The sequence below is a fragment of the Streptomyces hyderabadensis genome, from assembly GCF_020404845.1.
Lineage (GTDB): Bacteria > Actinomycetota > Actinomycetes > Streptomycetales > Streptomycetaceae > Streptomyces > Streptomyces hyderabadensis.
Genome location: NZ_JAIOJZ010000023.1, coordinates 46,670 through 70,595 on the forward strand (window position 1 = coordinate 46,670; position 23,926 = coordinate 70,595).

Sequence of the window (23,926 nt, forward strand, 5' to 3'; positions counted from 1 at the left end):
CCTTCGTCCAGGGGTAGACCGCACGACCACCGCGAACTCATCGGCAGGACCCCGGCCGCGCGGCCCGAGGGACAGCACCGTACGGGGCCGCAGTGCACTGTGCGCATGTCGAATGCATAATATGCAGCCGAGGTGCACTCTCCCAGTCGGGGTCTGGGCCTCTGATGGCATCGGGAGTCAGCCGAGGGAGGCCGCACGTGCAGGAAGAAGAGGGTCACTACGACATCGCGGTGGTGGGCGGAGGCCTGGCGGGGACGTGCGCCGCGATCGCCGCGGCCCGGCTGGGACGCCGGGTCGCCCTGGTGCACAACCGTCCAGTCCTGGGCGGCAACTCCAGCAGCGAGATACGCGTGTGGGTCTGCGGCGCCACCGCGCACGGCGTGCACCGCTGGGCCCGGGAGACCGGCATCATGGGCGAGCTGTACACGGAGAACCAGTACCGCAACCCCGAGGGAAATCCGTACTACTGGGACCAGGTGGTGCTCGACGCGGTTCTCGCCGAGCCGCTGATCGACCTGTACCTCAACACCGACGTCCGGGACGTCGAGGCCTCAGGACCGGAAGGCGCACGTGAGGTGCACTCCTGCACGGGCTGGGTGATGGGCTCCGAGCGCCGTGTCACCTTCCGGGCGCGGCAGTTCCTCGACTGCACCGGTGACGGACTGCTCGGCCATCTCGCCGGAGCCCGCTACCGGGTCGGTCGAGAGGCGCGCTCCGAGCACGGTGAACCGTGGGCGCCCGACGAGGCCGACGAGGCACTCCTCGGCTCGACGATCCTGTTCTACACCAAGGATGCGGGCCACCCGGTCAAGTTCGTCCCGCCCGGGTACGCCCGCGATCTCACGTCGACACCCCTCCTGCGCAACCGCGTCCTGCGCACCGGGGACAACGGCTGCGACTACTGGTGGATCGAGTGGGGCGGCGAGCTGGACACCGTCCACGACAACGAGCGGATCCGCGACGAACTCCAGGCCGTCGTCATGGGTGTCTGGGACCACATCAAGAACTCGGGGGAGTTCCCGGACGCCACGGACCTCACCCTGGAGTGGGTCGGCAGCCTCCCCGGCAAGCGCGAGTACCGGCGGTTCGTCGGCGACCACGTACTGACCCAGCAGGACATCCTCCAGCAGCGGCAGTTCGAGGACCGGGTCGCCTTCGGCGGCTGGTCGGTCGACCTCCACCCCGTGCAGGGGATGTACGCCGACGAGCCCGGCGCCCGCCAGCGGTACGCCAACGGCGTCTTCCACATCCCGCTGCGCTGCCTGTACTCCGCGAACGTGACGAACCTGTTCTTCGCCGGTCGCAACATCTCCGCCACCCACATCGCCTTCGGCGCCACCCGCGTGATGGCCACCTGCGCCACCCTCGGCGAGGCCGCCGGAACCGCTGCCGCGCTCTGCGTGGACGAAGGACTCACGCCGCGCGAGCTGGCCACCACCCGCCCGGAGCTGGTCCGCCGCACGCTGCTGCGCCAGGACGCCTCCGTCATCGGCCTGTGCGCCGACGACCCCGCCGACCTGGCCCGTACGGCTCGCGTCAGCGCTTCCTCGCACCTCGACCAACTGGCCGCGGAGCCGACCGCCGACGCGCCCGGAACGCCGTACCCCCTCACCCGCGACCTGGCGCTGCTGCTTCCCGTGGACCCCGCCCTGCACGCGGTCGACCTGCTCGTCCACGGAGCGGAGGACGGACGGCCCCGCGAGCTGACCGTCGAGTTGTGGGGCACCGGTCTCCCGGAGAACGGCGTACCGGTCGACCACCTCACCACCACGACCGTCACGGCCGCGCCGGGCGGCCCGCACTGGGTGACCGCCCGCCTCGACCACCATCCGCAGGCCCCCGAGAACGTCGTCCTGATCGTCCGCGCCTGCCCCGGCGCCGCCCTCGTCCGCCTCCCGGCACGCACCGACGGCGTCCTCGCACTGCGTCGCAGGGCCGAGGGCGACGCGGCCGTCGACCACGACATCCCGGAGGAAGAGGGCCAGCTGGTCCTGGAGTGGCAGGCCCGGGGGCTGCGCCGGAACTCCTTCGCCTTCCGCGCCTCGCCGGCCACCCGCGCCTTCACCCCCGAGCAGGCGGTCGGTGGCCATCAGCGCCCGTACGGCGGCCCCCGGTTGTGGTCCTCCCAGCCGCTGCCCGATCAGTGGTTGCGCCTCGACTGGGACCATGAGCGGCAACTCGCCGAGGTGCGGCTGGTGTTCGACGACGATGTCGACGAATACCTGAACAACCTCCACCGCCACCGCACCCCGTACGAGATCATGCCGGAACTCGTACGGGACTACCGCGTCCAGCACCAGGCCGCCGACGGCGCCTGGCACACCCTGCTGACGGTGACGGGCAACCGCCGCCGCCACCGGGTTCACCGGTTCGCCGAAGCCGTGCGCACTCGCGCGCTGCGTCTCGTGGTGGACGCGACGCACGGCACACCGCGCGCCCATGTGATCGCGTTCAAGGCGTACGCGGCATAGCGTCCCCGGGCCGGGTGGATCAGACGGCGCCGAGGGCCTGGCTCACGGCGTCGGCGGCTTCGACGACCTCGCGGACGAGGGGGCCGCGGGCATCGCCGTCGACACGGGTGTCAAGCACGGAGGCCGCACCCCACAGGGAGACGGCCGCGACGATGGCGCCAGAGGCGTCGCGCACGGGAGCGGCGAGGGAGACGCGGCCCAGCGCACGCTCCTCGGACTCCACGGCGTACCCCGCCCGGTGGACACCGGCGATTTCCGCGTCGAGCTGGTCGTGACGGGTGAGCGTGAACCTGGTGTGCGCCTCCAGGGGCTCGGGCAGCAGCCTGCGCCGCTCCTCGGCCCCGAGACCGGAAAGGAGGCACTTGCCGATGCCGGTGGCGTGCAGCGGCATGGTGTGTCCCGCCTGGGTGTACGACCTGGGGGCGCGGGAGCCCTCGAAGTTGCACAGGAACATCAGGACGTGGCCACGGCGCACCGCGACGTTGGCACCGAGCCCGGTCCGGGCGGCCAGGTCCTGGACGACGGTGCGGGCGGCACGGTGCACGGGGTGGCGGTTGACGGCGGTCGCGGCCAGCGGGAGCGTGCCCAGGCTCAGGCGGTAGAGGTTGCTGACCGGGTCGCGCTCCACCATGTCGAGGCGCTCCAGCGTGGACAGCAGCCGGGACGCGGTGGAGGGGCCGAGCCCGGTCAGGTCCGCGATGTCCGACACGCGTAGCTCGGCACGTCCGGAGTCGAGCGCGCGCAGCACCGAGACGGCCCGCTCCACACTCTGGTTCGTCCCGGCGTCGGTCGCCCGAGTAGCCATGCCCGTCCTCTGTCTCACTGCTGTTGCGGAAGGCGTGCTCCGGTGCCCCGCTGAGTGCAGGGGGCATGCGCGCTGTGCATGAGCTTAACGTGAGGTGCGCGGACGGTCGGTCCGGCCGTGACGGAGGGGCGGACGGTCCCGACCTCCGGATCCTCACTTCCCGGCGTTGACGTACCCGCGTCAGTGAAACGTATCATCGGTCGCATTCGCAGGTCGGGCCTGCAGATGCGCCCTAAAGTGGTGGAGCGCTCGAATGACCGGGAGGTGCGCGGAGTTGGTGAGCATCAGAGAGGTCGCCGAGCGGGCAGGCGTCTCTGTCGGGACGGTGTCGAAGCACCTGAACACACCGCACCGGGTGGCTCCGGACACGGCCGAGAGGATCCGCCGGGCCATCGCGGACCTCGGTTACGTGCGCAACGAGGCGGCGCGGCAGCTGCGGGCGGGGCAGAGCAACACACTGGCCTTCGTCGCACTGGAACTGCGCAACCCGTTCTTCGGCGAGGTGGCCCACGCGGTGGAGCGGCGTGCGGCGGCGGGCGGTCTCTTTCTGGTACTGGCGAGCAGTGACGGCGATCCGGTGCGGGAGTCGCAGTACATCGACATGTTCGTGCAGCAGCGGGTGCGCGGCATCATCCTGGCCTCGGGCACGACGCAGGACGCCGATCTCGAACGGCTCGCGGCACGAGGCATCCCCACGGTACTGGTCGACGCCTACGCACCGTCCGACCACTTCTCCTCGGTCTCCGTCGACGACGTGCTGGGCACCAAGCGAGCCGTGACCCATCTGATCGAGCAGGGCTGCCGCTCCATCGCGTTCGCCGGCGGACCCGACACGGTGCGGCAGATCGCCGAGCGGATCGACGGTGCCCGGCAGGCCGTGTCGGACCACCCCGGAGTGCGACTCGAAGTGCTGGCGACCGACGAACGGACCGTCGCGGCCGGGCGCCGGGTGGGAGACGCCATCGTCGCCCGGCCGCCGCGGGAACGGCCGGACGGGATCGTCGCGGCGAACGACTCGGTCGCCGCCGGTCTGGTGCAGTCCTTCGGAAACCGGCCCGGTCTGCGCATTCCGTCCGACATCGCACTGGTCGGTTACGACGACATGGAGTTCGCGGCCACCACGCTGGTGCCGCTGACCACGGTGCGGCGGCCGAGGGAGATCTTCGGTCGGACCGCGGTCGACCTGGTCCGGGACCAGGCCGAGGCCGAGGAGCGCCTGCCCGTCCGCACGATCGTGATCCAGCCGGAACTGATCGTGCGGGACAGCTCCCTGCGACGGCGCTGCTGAGCGGTGGACGACACGGTCACCCGGCAGCCACCGGCCGCGCGCGAAGGTCGAGACAGGCCTCGGCGGATGTGCGCTGAAGGTCCAGACTGTGCACCGTGGTGACGGATCCGTCACGCAGGGTGTGGGCGTGCCGCACGATCCGGGCCTCCCAGGCGTCCGCGTCGTAGGACAGGCGCAGGGCGGCCCTGGCTCCTCGGACCGTCGCCCGGCCCGGGGCGTCCAGGACGACCGGCACGAAGGACATGAAACGCTCGGTGACGTCGACGGGGGAGTCGGCGGTGATGCGGTCGCGCAGAGTGAGCCGCCCGTCTGCGAAGGTGAACTCGCGAACGACGGAGGTCAGGGTGGGGACCGGGTAGGCACTCGCGATGTCGAGCCGGAACAGGCAGTGCCCCGGCTCCTGCTGTGCCTTGAGGACCCGGGCGCACGCCTGCCGTGAGGCGCGCTGGGTCGTCCCGTCGATCAGGGGGACGCTGTGTCCCTGGGAGCCGGTGCACAGGATGTCGTAGCGTTCGGGGCCGAAGTACCGGCCCGAGTAGAAGCCCTGCCCGAGTTCGGCGAGGAGCGGTTCGCCGTCGACGGCGAGCACGAAACTGCCCAGGTCGTTGTGGTTGTGCAGCTCGTCGTTGTGGCCGGCCTTCGCCGCGAACGCCACCTGCCGCCCGGCCGCCGTGGCGGAGGCGATCATCCATTGCACGTCGGGGAAGTAGTGTCCCGAGGCGGCACGGTCCGAGGATCCGGCGGCTGGGGGACCGGAGGCGGCCGGGCAGGAATCCTGGGACTCGGCGGCCCAGACGAGCGAGCGCAGGGCCGTCGGCCACGAGCCCATGGAGTTGACGGGTTCCGTCGCCAGGCGGTCCTGGGGCGGGGGCTGGAGGGAGGGGAAGCGGCGGCGCAACCGCGCGGCCAGGCCCGGATCGAGGAGGCTGTGCGGGGGAGTGTCGGAGAAGGCCGCGGTCGCCGTGCCCGAGAGGAAGACGCGTTCGGGGAAGCGGGCGATCTCCTCGACCTTGCCCGTGGGATCGTCGAACAGATCGATGCGGCCGCCGGTGCGTCGCAGCAGCGCGTCCGCGTAGACGGTGAAGAAGCCGAAACCGTAGCTCCAGTAGGCGAGTCCTTCCGGGCAGGCTCCGTCGTCCCCGTATCCGGCCAGGAAGCAGCCCATGGCCTCGATCATGCGGGTGGTGATGTGAGTGAGCGCATCGCCGTCACCAGGGCGCTCCGGGGTGTCGTCGAGGAGGTGGAGGGCCGCCATGCCCACCGAACCGGCGCACACCGCGGCCCAGTTGGTGCGCGCGCTCTCCCACCAGGGCGCCGGGTGCGTCAGGACGGGGCGCAGCACCCTGCGGTTCACCTCGTGCCGGATCCGCTCGCCGACCAGCGGACTCAGTCGTCCGGCGAAGAGGTGCCGCAGTTCGGCGAGGGTGAACGCCGTCTCCGCGGCGAACAGGTCGATCTGCTCCGGGTGCCGGGACGCGGGACTCGGGTCCAGGAGGCCGTCGATGTGCGCGGGCACGCACCAGGTGTACTCGTCGCAGACGGCCCAGACCAGGTCTTCGAGCGGCCCCAGGTCCGCGTGCGGGTGCGCGAGGGCGCTGAGCGCGAGGTCGGTGAGCCGGTTGCGTCGCCGACGGAAGTACACGTCCTCGAACGGGGCACGTGAGCCGTCCTCGGCGAAGCGCCGGTAGAGGGAGAACGGCAACGGCTCCGGACCGGCGTGCGCCCACCGGCCGGCCCGTTCGGCGACCGCCGCGAGCGCGGGACCGCTGTGGGGCGCCTCCCGGATGCGTTTCCACAGCTGAGGGGATCCGTAACCGGCGATCAGGTCCTCGCGTCGCCCGGCCCGCAGGGCCTCCGCCACGTCTTCCACCACGAAAGTTCCTTTCTGGACGCGTGCTATGCGGTACGGGAGAACCGGTCCCGGCCGATCGCGTGGGCGAGCGGCTGGCCGAGGGCGAGTCGTTCCACCTCGCGGACGGCTCCTTCACCGAGGCGGCGCACCTCGTTGCCGGCCGAGCCGGCGGAGTGCGGGGTGAGGACCACGTTCGGCAGGTCCCACAGCGGCGAGGTGCCCTCCGGTACCTCCGGCTCCGTGACGTCGAGCACGGCGTGGATCCTGCCGCCGGTCAGCTCCGCGACCAGTGCGCCCTGGTCGACGAGTGCGCCCCGTGCGGTGTTGATGAACGTGGCTCCGTCGGGCAGGAGTCCCAGATGCCGGGCCGTGATCATCCCCCGGGTGGTTTCGAGCAGTGGGGCATGCAGGGTCACCACCGGGCAACGTGCCATCAGCTCGTCCAGGGACACGGACCGGGCGCCGAGCCGCTCCGCCTCCGCCGCGCTCGTCAACGGATCGTGCAGCAGGATCTCCACGTCGAAGGGGCTGAGCAGTTCGAGGACCCGTCGGCCGACCCGCGAGGCGCCGATGACGCCCACGCGCAGACCGTACAGACCACGTCCGCGGAGCAGTTCGGCAGCGTCCCGTGGGGCGCGGTGCGTGCGGTAGGCGTGCTGGACGGCGAACACGGCCTTGCCGCTGAGCAGGATCATCGCGAGGGTGTACTCGGCCACGGGCCGGGCGTTGCCGTCCGCCTGGGAGGAGACGGCCAGGCCGTCGGCGAGGTCCGCGTCGTCCACCAGCGTGCGGACGCTGCCCGCCGTGTGCACGAGCGCGGCCAGCCGGGGGGCGAGTCGGCGCAGGCTCCGGCCGTGCGTGGTGGTTCCCCATCCGGTGACGAGGACGTCGGTGTCGGCGAGCACGTCGGCGGCCCGCGGATCTGTGAGCGTGCCGCCGCCGGGGGTGATACGGACGTCTCCGCACCGTTCCAGCCGTTCCCAACTCTCCTTGCTGAACAGGTCGTTGCGTGTGGAGTCGGGGAGGGCGACGGTGATCCTCCGGGGAGTAAAACGATTCATTCGATCGACGCTAAGTGTCGCGGCCCAGACCGTCAACAAGTGGGACGTAATGAGGGAGAAGTCGAACTCTTCTCTGACCGGTTCATTGACTCGCCCGTCATCCGGGGGCTAACTTCCCCGAAATCAGAGTGAAACCTTTCACCCTCACGGTGCGGTCGCCTCCCACCCGCAGTCGCACCGGGAAGGAAGGAACCGTGCCATGGTGAGTCCCGTCGCGGAGCGCCCAGCCGCCGCCCCGACGCCGAAGTCGAAAAGGGCGGCCCCACCCAAGAGGCACTTCCCCTGGTTCGTCTACGTCGGACTGTTGCCGCTCTTCGCGCTGCTGGGACTGCTGGCCTACTATCCGGCGTTCAGCGGCGTCTACCACTCGTTCTTCGACTGGCGGCCCGGGTTCGACTCACCGTTCGTGGGCCTGGACAACTACCGCGAGATGCTCGCCGACGACCTGTGGTGGGACTCGTTCAAGAACCTGGGCTACATCTTCGTCGTCAGTGTCACGGTGATGTGGTTCTTCCCGCTGCTGGCCGCCGAGCTGGTGATCAGCCTGCGCAGCGAGCGGCTCCAGTTCGCCTTCCGGACGATCCTGATCGTGCCCCTCGCCTTCCCCGGCGTGGTGACGGTCCTGGTGTGGTCGTTCATCTTCGACCCCAACGACGGCATGCTCAACCAGGCGCTCGACGCGGTCGGACTCGGCTCCCTCGCCCACAACTGGGTCGGCGACCCGGCGACCGCTCTCGCGGCCCTGCTGGTGATCGGCTTTCCCTGGGTGGCCAGCCTGCCGTTCCTGGTCTTCCTCACCGCGCTGCAGAACATCCCCAAGGAGGTCTTCGAGGCGGCCGCACTCGACGGCTGCGGCCGTTGGCGGCGGGTGATCAGCATCGATCTCCCCTTGATGGCGGCCCAGATGAAACTGCTGTTCTTCCTCGCGACGATCTCGGTGCTGCAGTTCGGCTTCGCCGCCTACCTGGTGACCGGCGGCGGACCCGACAACGCCACCCAGGTTCCGGTCCTGCGCATGATCAGTATCGCCTTCCAGGGCAGCGACTGGGGATACGCCGCCACGCTCTCGACCACCCTCTTCGTCATCACCGCACTGCTCAGCGGCGTGCTCACGCTGATCCGCAGGAAGGAGAACTCCGATGTCCGAGCGCTCTGACGTGCTGACGGCGCGGCGTACCCGGGCCCAGCTCCGCCCCCTGCCGACCGAGGTCCGGTCCGGCGGCAAGGCCGCGGACCGATCCCGCCGCCGGCCGCGCGGCGGCGGGATCGGCCAGGGAGCGGTGATCCTGGTACTCACGGCGATCGCCGTGGTGGCGCTGTTCCCCTACCTGTTCATGTTCATGACGTCGTTCAAGACGAACCGGCAGTTCAACGACAGCTACTGGATACCGACCTGGCCGCTGGAACTGGAGAACTACAGCACGGCCTGGCACCAGATCCAGCCCTACTTCATCACCTCGATCCTCGTGGCGCTGGCCGCCATCGCCGGGACCGTGGCGCTGTCCTCGCTCGCCGGATTCCTCTTCGCCCGCTACGAGTTCGTGGGCCGCGGCGTGCTGTACGGCATGATCGTCATGCTGATGATGGTGCCGCCGGTGGCGAGCCTCATCCCGATGTTCGTGCTCATGCGCGACCTGGGGCTGCTCAACACCATGACCGTCCTGATCCTTCCGCACATCGCCAGCAGCGTCGTCCTGGCCACGATCCTGATGCGCACCTTCGTCGCGCAGATTCCCCAGGAACTCTTCGACGCGGCACGGATCGACGGAGCCGGCGGGCCCCGTATGTTCCGTTCCCTCGTGCTGCCGCTGTCGATGCCCATCATCGGTACGGTCTCGCTGCTCACCGTCATCGGCGTGTGGAACGACTTCTTCTGGCCGCTCCTCGTCATCACCGAGGACAAGTTGCGCACGATCCCGGTCGGACTCGCCTTCTTCAAGGGGCAGAACGCCACCGAGTGGGGCCCGCTGTTCGCCGGCTACACCCTGGCCAGCCTGCCTCTGCTGCTCCTGTTCACCTTCCTGTCGAAGTACTTCCTCGCCGGAGTGCAGGGCGGACTGCCCGGCACCGGCAAGTAGTCCCGACACCTCCCCGGCCGTATCCCGCTTTCACACCCGCTCCCGTTCACGGAAGGCACAGCCATGCGCTCAAGACTCCACCGCACGAGGGGTGTGGCGTCCTGCGCCGCACTCGGGCTCACCGCGGCGCTCGCACTCACCGGCTGCTCGGACTCCGACTCGGGGGTGAGCGCGGACGGCACGGTGACGATCACCCTGGCCGGGCCCAACCAGTGGAACTCCGAGTCCGGTACGTTCGGCAAACCCTGGGAGGAACTGATCGCCCGGTTCGAGAAGGCGGAGCCGAAGATCAAGGTCAAGACCAACGTGCTGCCGCTGGCCGACTTCTCCAAGACCCTCGGTACCCAGCTCTCCGCCGGAACCGCGCCCGAACTCGTCTTCTACCAGGTCCCGCACGAGCCGTACATGGTGCACACCCTCGACGACGAGCTGGCCGAGCCGAACCCGTACGTCAAGGGCAACAAGAAGTGGCTGGATCTCTTCGATCCCAAGTACTACGGCCCCGACAAGGGGTCCAACGCCGAGGGCAAGAAGGAACTCCTCCCGTTCAACGTCGTCTCGACCGGCATCTACTACAACGAGGGCGCCTTCGCCAAAGCGGGTGTCAAGGCACCCGTGAAGACCTTCGACGACCTGCTCAGCGCCTGCGGAAAACTCAAGAGCGCCGGATACGACCCGCTGGCCATGGACGGCTCCGAGGCCGGCATGGGCTGGACGATCAAGACGATCTCCAACATGCTGCTCGACAAGTACTACGACAAGCTCAACGTGTTCACCTCCGACGGCTCGAAGGGCACGAACTCGTTCGTCACCGACAAGGCGCGGTACCGGGCGATCCTGACCGGCGACCTCGACGCCACCAAGACCCCCGAGGTCAGGGAGTCGGTGAAGCTGCTCAAGCAGGTCTACGACCAGTGCGCCACCAAGAACTGGTCCGGGATCGCCCCGACGTCCTCCTCCGTCGTGAACGTACGCGACTTCAGCTCCGGCAAGGCGGCCATGGCCTGGGGCACCCCCTTCGGCTACGGAGCCCTCGCCGACGTCAAGGGCAGGGTCGCCAGCATGCCCTTCCCGACCATCACCAAGGACACCACCCCGCTGTCCACCGACGCCCCGGCGCGGTTCGGTGCCGAGGCCGGCGGCACGAGTTACATGATCCCCTCGACCGTGAAGGGTGCGAAGTACGACGCAGCGCTCAAGTTCCTGCAGTGGATGAGCGTCCCCGGCAACACCCAGGAATGGATCGACGCCACCGGCGCACTGCCCGCCCTCAAGGGGGCCGAGGCACCCGAGGCCACCAAGTCGATGGCGCAGGGGGTCTGGAGCGAGAAGATGCGGATCGGCGGCCAGCCGGACGCACCCAAGGGCGTCACCGTCGTCAGTCTCTACGACGGCTATCTCCTCGGCTCCAAGTCCCTGGACGAGACCTTGCAGAACCTCCAGGACAGCTGGCGCAAGCTCGCCCAGGAGCAGGTCCAGGCGCACGGCTGGGGCGACGAGTCCTGGGCCCAGGACTGAAGGGGGACCACGATGGGAGCGTACGGACCGGGCCGCACCCTGGCCCTCGTCATCGGCACACTGCTGCCCGTGGCGCTGCTGCAGGCACAGCCGGCCGGTGCCGCCGAAGGTGACACCTCCGCCACCTACTACGTCGACAACCGGCCCGGCAGCAACTGCGGCAACGACCACACGGGCACCGACCCCGCGTCGCCGTGGTGCGGCTTCGCCCCGGTGAAGGACCATACCTTCGGGCCGGGCGACCGGCTGCTGCTCGCCCGCGGCGCCGTCTTCGCCGAGCACCTGTCCGTCAAGGGCGAGGGCAGCGCCGAGGCCCCCGCCGAGATCGACGCCTACGGCGAGGGCGCCCGTCCGCGCATCGTCAAGAACAGCACGGGCACCGGCGTGCTGCTCAACAACCCCTCGCACTGGGCCGTCCGCAATCTCGACGTCGGCTCCAGCACGAACGGCAAGGGCGACCTGCAGTACGGCATCCGCGCCAACTTCACCTCGCCCGGACACACGGACCTCGTGTTCGAGGACATCCACGTGCACGACAACCGGGTCGTGGGGCTGCACGTCGTCAACAACGGGCCCTACAGCATCACCCAGCCCGTCCTCACCGGGCTGCGGATCCGCCGCGTCGAGTCGAGCCACAACGCGCACGGGGTGCTCACCAGCACCAACAAGACCGCCTCCGACCTCTCCGACCCGCGCGTCCCAGGCAAGAGCGGCGAGAACGCGTTCACCGACGCCGTCTTCGACCACCTCGACCTGCACGACGACGACAACAACAACGGCCCCTCGACCCCCTCGCAGGTGGACGTCGGCTGCCCGGACGGGCTCGCACTGTCCAACGTGACCGACGCCGTCATCACCAACTCCACCCTCCGCAACGAGGCATCCTGCCGGACGCTGTACGGCACGGCCGCCCTCTACCTGGGCAACGCCCGGAACATCCTGGTCGCCAACAACGTCTTCACCGAGACCCCCAACACGCAGAATCCGGACATGGTCGCCATCGACCACGAATCGCGCACCAGCAACGTGCGCATCCGCGGGAACTACTTCGGTGACAACTTCGGCGGCGGCATCGAGTTCCTGGCCATCCACGGCGCGGACGACTGGCACGTCGACGGGGACATCAGTGACAACGCCTTCGCCGACAACGGCGTGCACTCGAACATTCCCTACCCGTCGGACGGGGCGATCGCCCAGGTCGGCGACGACATCCCGGTAGCCGCCGAGGTGAAGGGCAACCTGCACCATGAGCCCTTCGGCTTCCTGACCGCCAAACTCGGCGGCGACGTCTCCAGGTTCGAGCGGAGCGGCAACGTGCCCGTCGCCGAGCGCGACGACCTCACCCACGCGGGGCAGGACTTCGGCGCCCCTGCCGACGGCAGCCCCTGGAGCTACACGGCTCGCGACGCCGACGGACAGTGGACGAAGCTGCCCTGGAACGCGGAGCGGCACGCCTACACCTCGGCCGCGGGCACCGTCGACCGCTTCACGTCCACCGCGGGCACCGCCCGCGTCTGGACCGCCCCGCACGGAGGAACCGTCAACATCCGCGGCATCGCACTGCCCACGGACGCAGCGGCGGGCGCGTCCACGGGCGCGGAGGGCACGGCGTCCGTGCGGATCACCCGCAACGGCCACCCGCTCGCCGGTCCGTGGCACGGCATCGGCGCCGCGGGCCGGGCCACCAATGCCGACGACGTACGCGTACGGGCCGGGGACGTCATCCGCTTCGAGACCGCCGACGGCAGCGCGCCGGTCGGCTGGGCCCCCTCCGTCGGCTACTCGGCGGCCAGCAACAGCGCCGACGACGCACCGGGCACCTGGTCGTTCGACGCGAACGGCGACACCCAGGGCTGGACCAGCGACAAACCCGTCGAGGCGAAGCGCGGCAGCCTCGGTGTGACGGCGAGCGGCGCGAGGACCGAACTGAAGACCTCGGCAGCCCTCCGCCTGCGGCCCGAGGGCCGCTCGGCAGTGCGGCTGCGGCTCGACAACGACACCCGTGCCACCAGCGGCACCGTCACCTTCACCACCTTCGGCGGCCGCACCGGCAGCGTCCCCTTCCACCTCAACCCCGAGGAGACCAGGGGACTGGCCGTCGCCTACCGGGAATTCCTCGTCCCCCTCGGCGACGACCCCGCGTGGGACGGCACCGTACGGCGGCTCTCGGTCGCCTTCGACGACGCCGACGGGCACATCGCCGTGGACCGTATCGGCTTCGACGACCCGCCCGCGAAGTCCTGGGACTTCACCGAAGGTGCCGAAGGCTGGACCTACCACCCCGACGCGAGCAGCCCGAGCCCGGGCAGCCCGGTGGGCGACGCGGACCTCGTGACGGACGTGGACAACGCGCAGGGCACCTTCAACGCCGTGGCCGACACCGCCTGGTCCAACACCCGGATGCAGACCTTCAAGGCGACCCGGGGCAGCCTCGCCCGCCTGGACGTCTGGGCCTCGCGCAGTGGAGAGCCGGAAGGGGCACTGTTCGTCCGGATCGTACGGCTCGACAGCGGCGGCACCACCACGGACGACGTCCTGTTCACCGGCTCGGTCGAACCCGCCGACGTGTCCCCCTCGGGCGACTGGGCCACGGTGTACCCCGGCCTGGAGGACCTGGACCCGGACGCCACCTACGCCATCCAGCTCTCCGCTCCCTACCAGGCGCCGGGAGGCGCCACGTACGGCGTCGGCTACAACGACGCCGGCCTGTACACCGGCGGCCGCGAGTACTACTCGGTCGACGCCGGCGGGGCCTGGCACGGCCCCGAAGCGGGCGGCAGGCGCAGCCTGAAGTTCCGCACCTTCGCATTCGCCGACGGCGCCGCGGCCGCCGCGCCCGACAGCGGCTACCGACCGGCCACCGTCCAGGACGGCGGAGTCGTCGGCCCGGACAGCGGATACGAACCCGTGCTCCTGTCACCCGACGGCCTCGACCTGGAGGCCGACGAGCACCGCTACGTGCGCATCCGCATGAGCAACCCCGACAACCGGTCCGTCGGCTACCTGCTCTTCACCACCAAGGACAATCCGGACTACGACATCCCGGGCGCCGGATCCCCGGCGCCCAACGAAGCAGGTCTCAAGGGCGTCGCCATCCCGCTCGTGCCCGGGGCCGAGCACACCGAGTACGTGCTGGACATGTCCACCGTCCCCGGCTGGAAGGGCACCATCACCCAGCTCAAGGTGCAGCCGCTGAACCGCTGGAGCTACTACCGCTCCAGCCTCACCGGCACCTGGCACGGAGCGATCGACTACGTACGCGTCGACTGAGAGGCCAACGATGCCCCGCTCTCCACGCACCGCCACCGTACTGGCCACCGCCGTCGCCACGCTGCTGCCCGTCCTGTCCCTGGCCGGACCCGCGCACGCCGCGGGCACCTCGTACCACGTCGACAACCGGCCCGGATCGAACTGCACCGACAGCGGTCCGGCCACTGAACAGCAGCCCTGGTGCACCTTCGCACCCGTCAACGCCCGTACCTTCACCCCGGGCGACAGGATCCTGCTGGCGCGCGGCGCCCAGTGGGCCCAAGGCATGACGCTCACCGGCTCGGGCACCGCCACCGACCGCATCGAACTCTCCGCGTACGGCAGTGGGGCCAAGCCCCGTATCCTCAGGGGAACCGCCACCGCCGGCATCCAGCTGACCAACGTCTCGCACTGGACCGTCAAAGGCCTGGAGATCGACGGCACGAGCACCGGCGGCGGCAAGCTCGTCTACGGCATCCGGGCCGACTACAACGGCAGCGACGGCGTCGGGCACGAGGACCTGGTCTTCGCCGACCTCCATCTGCACCACAACCACATGGGCGTCTACGTCGCCGGCAACGCCGCCCCCGCGTCCGGACAGTGGGCGCTCAAGGGCCTGACCGTGACCCGAGTCAAGGGCGAACGCAACGAGGTGTCGATCGCCACCGGCGCCAACCGGCTGCCGCGCGGATTCATCCAGGACGCCGTCTTCAGCCACCTGGAGCTGGCCAACGACGACGGTTCGCCCGCCGTCTACAAGGGCTGTCCCAACTCCATGACCCTCCAGAACCTGACGGGCGTCGTGGTACGGGACTCCCTGATCAGCCACGCCGGCGGATGCCATGTCGACTCCGGCACCACCGGCATCTACCTCGGACACGTCGACCACGCCGACATCTTCAACAACATCATCGCCTTCACCCAGCAGACCGCGTCGCCCGACCAGAGCGGCGTCAACTACGAGGGCTACACCGACGACGTCGCCGTGCGTGCCAACCTGATCACCGGAAACGTCGGCTACGGCGTGGGACTCCAGGGCATCCACCCCGACGGACCGAACCTGGACGCGACGATCGAGTCCAACGCGATCGTGGACAACGGCCGGCAGCCGATCGCCTCCCTGGGCAGCGCGGCACCCCCCACCGGGACGGTGCGCGACAACCTGTGGCGCGGCAGCAGTCTGACCACCACGGCCTCCGGCGGCAGCTTCGACGGCGTCACCGTCACCGACAACCCCGGCCCGGTCACCGGGGACCGGGTGTGGTTCGCGGCCCGCGACTTCGCCACCGCCCAGTCCCTGCACAACTGGACCTACCAGTACTCCGCCGACGCCGGAGCCACCTGGAAGAACCTCGCCTACCACCAGGTCGACGCGTCCTGGCGCCCCTCCGGCGGCTCCCTCCCCGTGGTCCAGAAGTGGAACTGGCACCCCGGCGGCTCGTCCACCGCGTACGTCGCCAGGACGTGGACGGCGCCGCGCGACGGGACGGTCGCGATCCGCGGCCGGGCCGCCAAGGCCGACCCCGGCGGTGACGGCGTCAGGGTCCGCATCACCCGCAACGGCAGTGAGGTCCTCGCTCCCCGGACCCTCGGCGGCGACGACCGGACGGGGATCCCGACCGACGTCGACTCGCTGTCCGTCAAGGCGGGCGACGCCATCCGCTTCGTCGTCGACCCCGGCGCCGCCGGCGAGAACTCCCACGACACCACGAGCTGGACACCGGTCACCGGCTACCTGAACTGAGGACGCACCTCGCATGACGTACGACATCGTCCACGACGCCCGCGACACGGCACTCACCCTGCGCCGCGACCACCTCACGCACTGGGGCGGCACCGATCCCCGGGGACGACAGCTCACCGCCAACAACTACCACTTCGAGATCGACGGCCGGCCGCTGCCCGTGGTGGCGGGTGAACTGCAGTTCCAGCGCTACCCCGCCGACGAGTGGGAAGAGGCCGTGCTCGCTCTCAAGAGCGCCGGATGCACCACGGTCTCCAGCTACGTGTTCTGGAACCTGGTCGAACCGCGCCCGGGCGAGTTCGACTTCACCGGCGGCAACGACGTGCGCCGTTTCGCCGGCCTCTGCCACCGGCACGGCCTGCTCTTCTCGCCGCGTATCGGCCCCTACAACAACGCCGAGTTCTCCGTCGGCGGACTGCCGCCCTGGCTGTACGGCATGCCGCTCACCGAACGGTCCAACGACCCGCGCTACCTGCGGCTGGTGGGCCGCTACTACGGCAGGCTCGGCCAGGAACTGAGCGGGACGTACTGGCAGGACGGCGGCCCGGTCGTCGTCGTCCAGCTGGAGAACGAACTCACCCACGCCCCCAACGACTGGCGCACCCTCTTCGGCTACACGGCCACCGACCACCGCGGTCCGACCGGCAAGGACTTCACCGCCCACATGGAGGAACTGCGCCGACTCGCCCTGGAGGCGGGAATCGCCGCACCGGTCTTCTCCATGACCGGCTGGGGCACGGGCAGCGGGGAACCGCCCTGCGACACGTACCTGGTGAGCTACGGCGGCTACATGGACCTCCACCCCCGGCCGCGCAACAGCGGCCTCACCGTCTTCGGCAGCCAGGACTTCCCCTACCGCGGCCACCTCCCCGTCGCCTTCTGCGAGCTGGGCGGCGGATCCCCGACCCGCGCCGCCTACCGTCCCGTCACCGCCCCCGACGACGTCCTCGTCGGAGCACTGACCCGGCTCGGCACGGTCGAGACGATCATGCTCGGCTACTACATGATGCACGGCGGGACCAACCCGGTCCGCGGTGACTTCGGCTGGATGACCAAGGAACCCGAATTCTCCCTGCTGTCCTACGACTTCGGGGCCCCGGTCAGCGAGTACGGCGAGCGCCGCGCCCCCTTCTACCGCACCGCGACGCTGAACCGCTTCGTCACCGAGTTCGGCCCCGAACTCGCCCGCATGCGGGCCGTGCAGGCAGCCGATCCGGTCACCGACCCGGAGGAGGACCGGCTCCGTACGGCCGTGCGTTCGGACGGCGCGTCCGCCTTCGTGTTCCTCGCCAACTACGGCAACCGGACGCCGCTCAGCGCCCGCGACGACGTGTCGCTGGCGGTCGCCCTGGACGGCGGGGACGTGCGCTTCCCGCGCCGCACCCGTCTGTCCGTGGCGTCCGGGGGAACGGCGATCCTGCCCGTCGGACTCGATCTCGGCGCCGGGGTCACCCTGGTGTCGGCGACCGCCCAGCCACTGGCCCGGCTGCGCGAGCACGCGGTGTTCTTCAACCCCGGCCCGGAAGAGGTCGAATACACCCTGCGCGGCGTCGACGCGACCCGGATCGGGGGGAACGACAAGGCCCTCGGCGAGACCGACGGCGTCACCGTTGTCACCGATCAGGGCGGCTTCACCGTCAACGAGAGACTCGGCATCGTCACCCTGAGCCGAGAGCAGGCCGAGCACAGCCAGGTGGCCGAGCTGGCGGGCGAGCGCCGCCTCGTCACCAGCCCGGACGACCTGACGCTCGTCGGCGACACCGTGCGTCTCACCCGCCGCGTGCCCCTGGGCACCGAGCCCGAGCCGTTCGTCTGGTCCGTGCTCCCCGCACCGGACGCGGTGCGCGCGGACGGCGACGAGGTGCGGGGGCGGGACGCCGGTCCGCTGCAGCGCTACGCGCGGCCGGTGCCGCGCCCCGGCCTCGGCGAGGACGCCCTGGTCGTGGAGGAGCTCACACCCTCCCGCTGGCTGCTGCGCGCTCCCGGAGCTGACCCGGCCCAACTGGCGGTGCTGTGGGCCGACATCCACTACACCGGTGACCTGTGCCGCATGTTCGACGCCGGTACCGGCGCCCTGATCGGCGACGACTTCCACCACGGCATCCCGTGGCGGGTGAAGCTCGGCCGCTTCCGCGAGGCGCTGGCCGGTCCGGGCCTCCAGCTCAGGGCCGAGCCCCGTGCGACGTCCGAGCGGACCGCCGACGCCGAAGGCATCCTCCTGGACAGCCGTGAGGAGATCCAGAGTCCCGCCGTGATCCACGAGCTGCGCCTGTCGGCCGAGATCGGCCAAGAGTTCACCTGCCACTGAAGCCCTCACCCAGGAGACCGCGAGAACCCCATGGCCCACTTCGACCTGCCGCTCGACCAACTGCGTGCCTACCGGCCCGAGATACCCGTACCCGACGACTTCGACGCCTTCTGGGAGAAGACCCTCTCCGAGACCAGGGCGCACGACCTGCGCGCCACCTTCGAGCCGGTGGAGACCGGTCTCACCGGAGCCACGACCTGGGACGTCACCTTTGCCGGGTTCGCCGGCCACCCCATCAAGGCGTGGTTCTCCGTGCCGGCCGGAGCCGAAGGGCCCCTGCCGCTGATCGTGCAGTACCAGGGCTACAACGGCGGCCGCGGTCTGCCGCACTGCTGGCCCCTGTGGCCGCTGGCGGGGTACGCGCACTTCGTGATGGACATCCGCGGCCAGGGCGGCGGCAGCCAGGGCGCCGGCGGGAACGTCGGCGACACCCCCGACCCGGTCGGCTCCGGGCCCGCGCACGCCGGAATGACGACCCGCGGCATCGAGGCCCCGGAGACGTACTACTACCGCCGCGTCTTCACCGACGCCGTCCGCGCCGTGGAAGCCGCCCGCTCCCATCCGCTGGCCGACGAGTCCCGCACGGTCGCCCTCGGCGCCAGCCAGGGCGGCGGCATCACCCTGGCGGTGGCCGGACTCGTCGAGGACCTGGCGGCCATCTGCGTCGACGTGCCGTTCCTGTGCCACTTCTCCCGCGCGATCACCCTCACCGACGCCCGTCCGTACGGCGAGATCTCCGGCTACCTGCGCACCCACCGCGGCAGGGAGGAACAGGTGCTGCGCACCCTCTCGTACGTCGACGGGGTGGCCTTCGCCGCCCGCGGCCGTGCACCCGCGCTGTTCTCCGCCGCCCTCATGGACCAGGTCTGCCCGCCGTCCACGGTCTTCGCCGCCCACAACGCCTATGGCGGGGCCAAGGACATCGAGGTGTACCCGTTCAACGGGCACGAGGGGGGAGCGATGTTCCAGCAGCGTGCCCAGCTCGACTGGCTGCGCGAGCGGTTGGCGCCCCGTGAGTAGCCGCGGGGCCGCCGACGACGCACCAGGACTCACGAGAAGAGGACGCACCCCCATGCCCGCCGCGCCGACAGACCCCGCCCCCCGGTCCACCCTGCGGGTGGTCCGCACGACCGTCGAGTACGCCGGGCAGCCCCTCGGCCTCGACACCCCGCGCCCCCGCCTGAGCTGGCACCTGGAGTCCGACGAGCCCGGCCGGCACGGGCAGTCTCAGACCGCCTACCGGGTCCACGTCGCCACCACTCCCGGCCGGCTGAGCGACCCCGACGTCTGGGACAGCGGCCGGGTCGTCTCCGGCACCTCCGTGCAGATCCCCTACGACGGCCCCGGACTGCGGCCCCGCACCCGCTACTTCTGGACCGTGCGCGTCTGGGACGAGACCGGCCGTGCCACCGCGTGGAGCGCCCCCGCGTGGTGGGAGACCGGCCTGATCGACGCGTCGGCGTGGTCGGCACAGTGGATCGGCGCCCCCGGAGCCCTGCTCGACGCACCACCTCTCGACGACGCCAGGTGGATCTGGGCGGCCGACGACCCGTCCACGGCGCGGTGCTGGTTCCGGACGGTCGTCGACGTGCCGCAGGACCTGGTCCGCGGCCGGCTGGCGCTGACCGCGACGGGCGGCTGGACGGCGTACGTCAACGGCAGGGAGATCGACCACGTGGAGGCCGCGGCCCCGGTGGTCGACGGCCGTGCTCCCTGCGTCACGGACGTCACCGGTCACCTGCGGCCGGGAGCCAACGTCCTCGCCGTCCGCGCCGTCACCGCCGAGTCCAGCGCCTTCGCCGCCGACAACGGTGCGCAGGGCCTCCTCGCCGCCCTGGAACTGACCACCGGCGACGAGGTGCGAGTGATCACCACCTCGGCCGACTGGAAGAGCACCGCCCGGCCGCCGCACGGCGACTGGCACGCACCGGAACACGACGACGGCACCTGGCCCGCGGCCGCCGTGCGCGCCCGGCGCGGCAGCGCGCCCTGGACGGAGCGGCCGACCGCCCACGCACCGGTGACCCAACTGCGCCGCGCCTTCCGCCTCCCCGGCAGGCCGGTGGCCCGCGCGCGCCTCTACGCCACCGCGCTGGGCGTGTACGAGGCCCGCCTCAACGGCCGCCGAGTCGGCCGGGACCGGCTGGCCCCCGGCTGGACCGACTACCACCGGCGCGTCCAGTACCAGACCTACGACGTGACCGGCCAGGTGCGCGAAGGGGACAACGTGCTGGCGGTCGACCTCGCGGCCGGCTGGTACGCCGGCTGCGTGGGCTGGGCCGGCCCCCACCAGTACGGCACACACCCCGCGCTGCTCGCCCAACTGGAGGTCACCTACACCGACGGCTCCACCGACCGGATCGTGACCGCGCCCGACTGGCGTGCCGCGACGGGACCCATACTGACGGCCGATCTCCTGGCCGGTGAGGAGTACGACGCCCGCCGCGAGACCGACGGCTGGACACGGCCCGGGTTCGACGACAGCGCATGGGCGCAGGCCGTCGCCGTCGAGGGGGTCACCGCCGAACCGGTGGCACAGGTCGACGCCCCCGTGCGGGTCACCCAGGAACTGACACCGCGGGAGATCACGGAACCCCTCCCCGGCGTCCACGTCCTCGACCTCGGCCAGAACATGGTCGGCACCGTCCGGCTCACCGTCCGGGGACCGGCCGGATCACGGATACGGCTGCGCTACGCCGAGGCGCTGAACCCCGACGGCACGCCGTACACGGCGAACCTGCGCTCGGCGCGGGCCACCGACACCTACGTCTGCAAGGGCGTGGGCACCGAGACCTTCGAGCCGCGCTTCACCTTCCACGGCTTCCGCTACGTCGAGCTGACGGGCTACCCGGGCACCCCCACCGAGGAGAGCGTCACCGGCCTCGTCCTGCACACGGACGCTCCCCGCACGCTCGACTTCACCACCGACGTGCCGATGCTCAACCGGTTGCACCAGAACATCACGTGGGGTCTGCGAGGAAACTTCCTCTCCGTACCCACCGACACCCCGGCCCGTGACGAGCGGCTCGGCTGGACCGGCGACATCAACGTCTTCGCGCCGACCGCCGCCTACACCATGGAGTCGGCCCGCTTCCTCACCAAGTGGCTGCGCGACCTTCGGGACGCCCAGGGCGACGACGGCGCCTTCCCCGACGTCGCCCCGTACGTGCGGCCCCTCGGCCGGGGCGTGGCGGGCTGGGGCGACGCGGGAGTCACCGTGCCCTGGGCCCTGTACCAGGCCTACGGAGACGTCCGGGTCCTTGAGGAGAACTGGTCCTCGATGGTGCGATGGCTGGAATTCCTGCGGGCGAACAGCCACGGGTTCCTGCGCCCGCCCGAGGGCTACGGCGACTGGCTCAACATCGACGACGAGACGCCCAAGGACGTCGTCGCCACCGCCTACTTCGCGCACAGTGCCGATCTCGTCGCGCGCAGCGCCCGAGTGCTGGGCCGGGACCCGGCGCCCTACGAGCGCCTCTTCGGCCACGTCCGGGACGCGTTCCGGGCGGCTTACGTCTCGGCCGGAGGCCGGGTGAAGGGCGACACCCAGACCGCGTACGTCCTCGCCCTGTCGATGGACCTCCTCCCGCCCGAGGAACGGGGTCCGGCCGGTGACCGGCTGGTCGAGCTGATCCGGGGCCGCGACTGGCATCTGGCCACCGGTTTCCTCGGCACCCCCCGGCTGCTGCCGGTGCTCACCTCCACCGGCCACGACGACGTCGCCTACCGGCTCCTGCACCGGACCACGTTCCCCAGCTGGGGGTACCAGATCGCCCGGGGCGCCACGACGATGTGGGAGCGCTGGGACTCGGTCCGGGCGGACGGCGGCTTCCAGGACGCCGGAATGAACTCCTTCAACCACTACGCCTACGGATCCGTCGGACAGTGGATGTACACGCATGTCGCGGGCATCGCGCCGGCCGCCCCCGGCTACAAGCACATCACCGTCCGTCCGCGTCCCGGGGGAGAGGTGCGGGAGGCGAAGGCACGCTTCGACACACCCTACGGGCCGGTCACCACCCACTGGTCCACCCGCTCCGGAGGCTTCCGCCTGACCGTCACTCTGCCCGTCAACACCACCGCCGAGATCTGGGTCCCCACCCGGAGCACGAGGGAGGTCACCCACGACGGCGCGGAGTTCCTGCGGTCCGAGGAGGGCTGCGCGGTCTTCGCCGTGGGCTCGGGAACGTACGAGTTCACCAGCTGAGGGCGCAGTGCGCGTCAGGCGTCGAAATCGAAGTGGAAGTGGTCGTCGTCCAGGTACTTGATGCCGACCACGCATCCCTTCTGCACTCGCGACGAGTGGAACGCGGGAATGGTGTCCCTGCCCTCCACCCGCCTGGTCGCGCCGTCCTCCTGCCACGAGAGCCGAAACCAGATGGTGGCGGCCCCGGTGTCGTTCGAACTCAGGTGGCGGACCGCCTCCACCACGACCTGGATGTCCCGCCCCTGCGTCTGGATCCTGTGGTCGCGGACGAAGAGACGGACGACATGGGCGATGCCGCCCGCCACGATGACTGCGGAAAGAGCGACAACGAACGTGATCATGGATGGGCCCCTCGCGCGGGTGTGGCCGGGCTGGTCGCCGGCGCGGCGCCGGATCCCCTTCACCCTGACCCGGCCCGCAGGCGAAGACCGCACGTCAGAGCATCTTTGCGTAGTCGATTCCGTAGTTCCACGGATGTGCGGATCCGGCCGCGACCGGCAGGATCCGCTGTCATGGGTCTGTTCAGTTCTCTTCGTGACATCTTCTCCGGCTCCACGACGTACAACGTCCTGGAAGGCGCCCCGGCACTCACCCCCGCGCAGGACCGCGGCCTGGCTCTCGGCGCCATGTACGCGGTCGAGGGCCACCTGCCGATCAACGCCCTCACCATGGAGGCCGACGCCCGCACCGCGGCGAAGCTGGCGAAGGGCGCGTGGGACACCGCCGACGCGGCGGCGGCGCGAGGCACGTACCGCTACCTGCTGGGCGGCGGGCACGACGGGGCCTACCAGCTGCTGCTGCCGTACCTGGAGGCGTACCTGGCGGTGGCCCCCACCCGCAAGCGTGCGCTGCTCAAGGAGCCGCACGAGCGCGCCCTGCGCGAGCTGCCGGAACTCGCCGCGAGCCACGGCCTCGACCCGGCGCGGCTGCGCAACCAGTTCGTCAACGGCGCCTACTACTACGGAAACCTCGTCACCTACGGCACCCCTGAGCCGCTGCCGCGCAGCATCGTCGGGTGGGACGCCGCCCGCGTCGTCCACGTCAGCCGCATCTTCGTGGACGCGGGATTCGTCGCTCCGGACGAGGCATGGACGGCGATCGAGCAGGCGGTGGGGCTGGCCCGGTCCGAGTACCGGTCCTGGGAGGAGTACGAGTCCGCGTTCCGCACCGGGCGGCTGCTGTGGCAGATGGAGGAAAAGCGCTTCGACCAGACCAGGGCCACGGACGACGTGGCGAAGTTCGAACGGGCGGCCAAGGACCTGCTGACCGACGAGGCCAGTCCCTGGAAGCGACTCGCCTGGTAACCGAGCACCCCCCACCCCACCCGTATCCCCCGGAAAGATCC

General features: G+C 70.7%; 15 protein-coding genes. 11 read left to right on the plus strand and 4 right to left on the minus strand.

Translation table 11 applies throughout. The annotated features are described in order from the left end of the window. Positions 1 to 197 precede the first annotated feature (197 nt). Complete coding sequence (locus K7854_RS19355; RefSeq protein ID WP_308112545.1) at positions 198 to 2,471, plus strand: FAD-dependent oxidoreductase; 2,274 nt, start codon at positions 198 to 200, stop codon at positions 2,469 to 2,471. 19 nt (positions 2,472 to 2,490) lie between these two features. On the opposite strand, the gene K7854_RS19360 is transcribed toward K7854_RS19355, so the two are convergent. After that, on the minus strand, positions 2,491 to 3,276 hold the full coding sequence (locus K7854_RS19360; protein ID WP_226027789.1) for an IclR family transcriptional regulator: 786 nt from the start codon (positions 3,274 to 3,276) through the stop codon (positions 2,491 to 2,493). Between the two features lie 277 nt (positions 3,277 to 3,553). Here K7854_RS19360 and K7854_RS19365 point away from each other — a divergent pair, with 277 nt between their 5' ends. Then, on the plus strand, positions 3,554 to 4,564 hold the full coding sequence (locus K7854_RS19365) for a LacI family DNA-binding transcriptional regulator (RefSeq protein WP_226027790.1): 1,011 nt from the start codon (positions 3,554 to 3,556) through the stop codon (positions 4,562 to 4,564). Between the two features lie 16 nt (positions 4,565 to 4,580). Here the strand turns inward: K7854_RS19365 and K7854_RS37675 are convergent, their stop codons facing one another. Both K7854_RS37675 and K7854_RS19375 read right to left on the minus strand, forming a co-directional pair. Beyond that, positions 4,581 to 6,437, minus strand: a complete 1,857-nt coding sequence (locus K7854_RS37675; RefSeq protein WP_226027791.1) for a heparinase II/III domain-containing protein — start codon at positions 6,435 to 6,437, stop codon at positions 4,581 to 4,583. A gap of 23 nt (positions 6,438 to 6,460) precedes the next feature. Continuing rightward, positions 6,461 to 7,477: a hydroxyacid dehydrogenase gene (locus K7854_RS19375; RefSeq protein WP_226027792.1), complete on the minus strand. Its 1,017-nt coding sequence runs from the start codon at positions 7,475 to 7,477 to the stop codon at positions 6,461 to 6,463. 199 nt (positions 7,478 to 7,676) lie between these two features. Here K7854_RS19375 and K7854_RS19380 point away from each other — a divergent pair, with 199 nt between their 5' ends. The 8 genes from K7854_RS19380 to K7854_RS19415 all read left to right on the plus strand — a co-directional run bounded on the left by K7854_RS19380 (position 7,677) and on the right by K7854_RS19415 (position 22,581). Then, positions 7,677 to 8,633 (plus strand): carbohydrate ABC transporter permease, encoded by a 957-nt coding sequence (locus K7854_RS19380; protein WP_226027793.1) that lies wholly within the window; start codon positions 7,677 to 7,679, stop codon positions 8,631 to 8,633. Beyond that, the gene (locus K7854_RS19385) at positions 8,617 to 9,555 is read left to right on the plus strand and encodes a carbohydrate ABC transporter permease (RefSeq protein WP_226027794.1); all 939 of its coding nucleotides are present in this window, start codon (positions 8,617 to 8,619) and stop codon (positions 9,553 to 9,555) included. Before K7854_RS19380 ends, K7854_RS19385 begins: the two co-directional genes overlap by 17 nt. Before the next feature lie 63 nt (positions 9,556 to 9,618). Next, positions 9,619 to 11,073: an ABC transporter substrate-binding protein gene (locus tag K7854_RS19390; RefSeq protein ID WP_226027795.1), complete on the plus strand. Its 1,455-nt coding sequence runs from the start codon at positions 9,619 to 9,621 to the stop codon at positions 11,071 to 11,073. 12 nt (positions 11,074 to 11,085) lie between these two features. Beyond that, a complete protein-coding gene (locus tag K7854_RS19395) occupies positions 11,086 to 14,343 on the plus strand; it encodes a right-handed parallel beta-helix repeat-containing protein (RefSeq protein ID WP_226027796.1) in 3,258 nt (1,085 codons plus the stop codon). Positions 14,344 to 14,353: 10 nt separating this feature from the next. Beyond that, complete coding sequence (locus tag K7854_RS19400) at positions 14,354 to 16,066, plus strand: right-handed parallel beta-helix repeat-containing protein (RefSeq protein WP_226027797.1); 1,713 nt, start codon at positions 14,354 to 14,356, stop codon at positions 16,064 to 16,066. A gap of 13 nt (positions 16,067 to 16,079) precedes the next feature. Continuing rightward, a complete protein-coding gene (locus tag K7854_RS19405) occupies positions 16,080 to 18,374 on the plus strand; it encodes a beta-galactosidase (protein WP_226027798.1) in 2,295 nt (764 codons plus the stop codon). Between the two features lie 30 nt (positions 18,375 to 18,404). After that, positions 18,405 to 19,394: an acetylxylan esterase gene (locus K7854_RS19410; protein WP_226027799.1), complete on the plus strand. Its 990-nt coding sequence runs from the start codon at positions 18,405 to 18,407 to the stop codon at positions 19,392 to 19,394. A gap of 52 nt (positions 19,395 to 19,446) precedes the next feature. Further along, the gene (locus K7854_RS19415) at positions 19,447 to 22,581 is read left to right on the plus strand and encodes an alpha-L-rhamnosidase (RefSeq protein WP_226027800.1); all 3,135 of its coding nucleotides are present in this window, start codon (positions 19,447 to 19,449) and stop codon (positions 22,579 to 22,581) included. Positions 22,582 to 22,595: 14 nt separating this feature from the next. On the opposite strand, the gene K7854_RS19420 is transcribed toward K7854_RS19415, so the two are convergent. Continuing rightward, positions 22,596 to 22,922 (minus strand): hypothetical protein, encoded by a 327-nt coding sequence (locus K7854_RS19420; RefSeq protein ID WP_226027801.1) that lies wholly within the window; start codon positions 22,920 to 22,922, stop codon positions 22,596 to 22,598. Between the two features lie 171 nt (positions 22,923 to 23,093). Here K7854_RS19420 and K7854_RS19425 point away from each other — a divergent pair, with 171 nt between their 5' ends. Continuing rightward, on the plus strand, positions 23,094 to 23,885 hold the full coding sequence (locus tag K7854_RS19425; protein ID WP_226027802.1) for a DUF1266 domain-containing protein: 792 nt from the start codon (positions 23,094 to 23,096) through the stop codon (positions 23,883 to 23,885). Positions 23,886 to 23,926: the final 41 nt, after the last annotated feature.